Source organism: Modicisalibacter tunisiensis, assembly GCF_020148005.1.
GTDB lineage: Bacteria > Pseudomonadota > Gammaproteobacteria > Pseudomonadales > Halomonadaceae > Modicisalibacter > Modicisalibacter tunisiensis.
Map to the genome: position 1 here is coordinate 1 of NZ_JAGXFD010000004.1, position 2790 is coordinate 2790.

Sequence of the window (2790 nt, forward strand, 5' to 3'; positions counted from 1 at the left end):
TTCTTGAGGATGGCTTCCTTACGTTCTGCGGGGTAACGCACGTTGTTCACCTCTCAATCCGTTTAGGTGACAACTACGTTGAAGCATAGGGGTAGCAGCCGATGAACGCGGCATACACGCCATGCCCGGCGAACAGCCCCTGCATGGCCTGGGCCATCAGGGTGGCGGCACCGGAGTGTTCCAGTGCCTGGGCGATCGCCAGGGCCGAGCCAATGATCAGCCACAGCTCGAACGGAAAGCGCCGGCGCAGCTCCGCCGGGCTGAGCACGCCGCCGACGAGCAGCGCCCCCAGCAACAGCAACAGCCCCTGAAAGAGCGGCAGCACGCTCAATGCCGCCAGGGAGATCACCGCCACGAAGCCGGCCAGCGTCAGGCCGCTTTCCCGGCGGTTGAGCCGGGGCCGCGTCAGGCTGCCGCTGAGCAGGTGAAAGTTGCGGTCGAGGTTGCGATGCTGGTGGAAGTCGCTGCCCACCGCCAGCAGCAGGCAGTCGCCGGCGCGCAGCGGAATCTTGCCCAGTTGCCCTTCCAGGCGCCTTCCGCCCCGGCGAATGCCCACCACCCCGGCGTCGAACATGCTGCGAAAGTCCACCGCCTGCAGCGTGCGCCCGGCCAGGTCCGACTCATGGGAGATCACCACCTCCACCAGGTTGGTCGCCAGCAGGTCGCCGGCCGGGCGGCCGAACAGGCGCAACCCCGGGAAGCGTTGCAGCGCCTGGACCCGGTTGACCTCGCCGGTGAACACCAGCGTATCGCCGGCTTCCAGCACCTCGGCCGGCCCGACGGGGCTGATCAGCCGCCCCTGGCGTTCGATCTCCAGCAGGTAGAGCCCGTCCAGGCTGCGCAGGCCGTTGGCCTCGATGCTGCGGCCGATCATCGGCGACCCGGCTTGCAGATCGGCCGCCAGAAAGTAGGCCAGCGCATCGGCCGCCGCCTCGGGCTGGTGATGCGGCAGCCGCCGCGACTGCCACAGCAGCACGAGGAACGTCACCGCCGCCACCGGCAACCCGACCCAGCTGAACTGGAACAGGCTCAGCTCGAAGCCGGCCGTGCTCATCGTGAAGGAGTTCACCACCAGGTTGGTGGAGGTGCCGACCAGGGTCGTCATCCCGCCCAGGATCGACGCATAGGACAGCGGGATCAGCAACCGCGAGGGCGCGATCCGGCGCTGGCGCGAGATCGCCCCCAGGAAGGTGGCCACCACCGCGGTGTTGTTGAGAAAGGCCGAGAGTACCGCACTGGTGCCCATGACCTTGAGCGTCGCCCGCTCCGGGCGGCCGTTGACCAGATGGTTCGAGACACGTTCCAGCAGCGGCGAACGCTCCAGCGCCAGCGACACCAGCAACAGCAGCAGCAAGGTGGCCAGGGCCGGGTTGGTGTACTGGCGCAGCAACGTGGCCGTGTCCACCAGCCCCATCAGCAGGTAGACCCCGGCCAGGCCGACGAAGCCCAGGGCGGGCCGGACCCGGCCGGAAACCAGCAAAACCAGCAGGGCGGCCAGAGAGAGCAGTACGGCCCAGGGGGTCATCGGCGGTGTCCTTGGTGGCTGAACGCGTGCTTGTGCGATTCTACGGCGGGTTTTATGCTTAGTCTAATTAAGGCAGACTCAATGAGCCTTTATTTTAAATTATCCGTTTATTTTCAATAATTTGAAAACACATTGAGCACTAAACATTTTTCGCCTGAAACGCTCAACGCGCGCCGGTTGCAGGCCGTTCGCCTGCGGCTCGACGGCATGACCGTCGCCGAAACGGCGCAACGCACCGGACTTTCGCCGCCGACCGTCTCCGCCGCCTGGAAGGCCTTTCGCGAAGGCGGCTGGGAGGCGGTGCCGGTGCGTCCCCGCGGGCGGCCCGCCGGGCAGGGAGCCACGCTCGGCGACGCACAACGCCGCCAGCTGGCACAACGGCTCGCCGAGTGGCCGCCCGGCGATCAGCCGGGCTGGAGCGCGCGCACCCTGGCCCAGTCGCTGGGTGATAACGACGATGCAGAAGTCGACGCCTCGCCGGGCGACGTATCGCCGGGCGTCGCTTCGCCGGGCGTCGCCTCGCCGGGCGTCGCCTCGCCGCGTGCCGTCGAGCACTGGCTGACCCGGCAGGATCTCAAGCCGGCCCCGCTGGACCTCGCCGGCCTGGAGCGCCGGCGCTCCAAGGCGGGGCGCTGGTATCGCCAGCAGGTACTGCCGGCCATCGCCAACCACAACCCCGGAGGCGGCCATGTGTGGCAGGCGGGCGCCCGAGTATGCGCCGCGACGCGGGATCACCCCCGCCGCTACCAGCTCTTCGCCCACGGCAAGCGGGACACGCTGTACACCCGCTGCTTCACGGCGCCGCCCCGCGCCGAGGATTATCTGCAGCTCTTCACCCGCCTGCGGGCCACCGGCTGCAACGTCGTGATCTTTCGGGGCGCCGATCTCGCGGCAAGCCCGGAGATAGCTCGCTGGCGGGAACAGAACCCGCAAATGCCTCTTGTGACGGTACCCGCCGGGCTAACCCCGTGCGGTAAGCGATAAGCGATAAGCCGTAAGTCTGCCGCTTCGCGGTGACAACCAGCCCCCTTGGACTTGGGGTTACTTACCGCTTAACGCTTACGGCTTACAGCTTACAACCAAGGACCGAGAACTCATGACCTCATTGACCCACCTGCAACGGCTCGAGGCCGAGAGCATTCAGATCATGCGCGAGGTGGTCGCCGAGGCCGAAAACCCCGTGATGCTCTACTCCGTCGGCAAGGACAGCGCCGTGATGCTGCACCTGGCGCGCAAGGCCTTCGCCCCCGGGCCACCGCCCTTCC

At 67.3% G+C, this 2790-nt stretch carries 3 protein-coding genes; 2 read left to right on the forward strand and 1 reads right to left on the reverse strand.

What is annotated here, in order from left to right; genetic code table 11:
- Positions 1 to 73: 73 nt before the first annotated feature.
- Positions 74 to 1525 (reverse strand): SLC13 family permease, encoded by a 1452-nt coding sequence (locus KGQ91_RS16645; RefSeq protein WP_224421541.1) that lies wholly within the window; start codon positions 1523 to 1525, stop codon positions 74 to 76.
- A gap of 177 nt (positions 1526 to 1702) precedes the next feature.
- Between KGQ91_RS16645 and KGQ91_RS16650 the strand changes: the two genes are divergently transcribed.
- Both KGQ91_RS16650 and KGQ91_RS16655 read left to right on the forward strand, forming a co-directional pair.
- On the forward strand, positions 1703 to 2509 hold the full coding sequence (locus KGQ91_RS16650) for a helix-turn-helix domain-containing protein (protein ID WP_224421542.1): 807 nt from the start codon (positions 1703 to 1705) through the stop codon (positions 2507 to 2509).
- A 112-nt stretch (positions 2510 to 2621) separates the two neighbouring features.
- The coding region (locus KGQ91_RS16655) for a phosphoadenosine phosphosulfate reductase domain-containing protein (RefSeq protein WP_224421543.1) at positions 2622 to 2790 on the forward strand (169 nt) is incomplete at its 3' end.

Bases quoted from the DNA above. Each gene is read 5' to 3' on its own strand.
- KGQ91_RS16645 (WP_224421541.1), bottom strand. From the start codon at position 1,525: ATGACCCCCTGGGCCGTACTGCTCTCTCTGGCCGCCCTGCTGGTTTTG.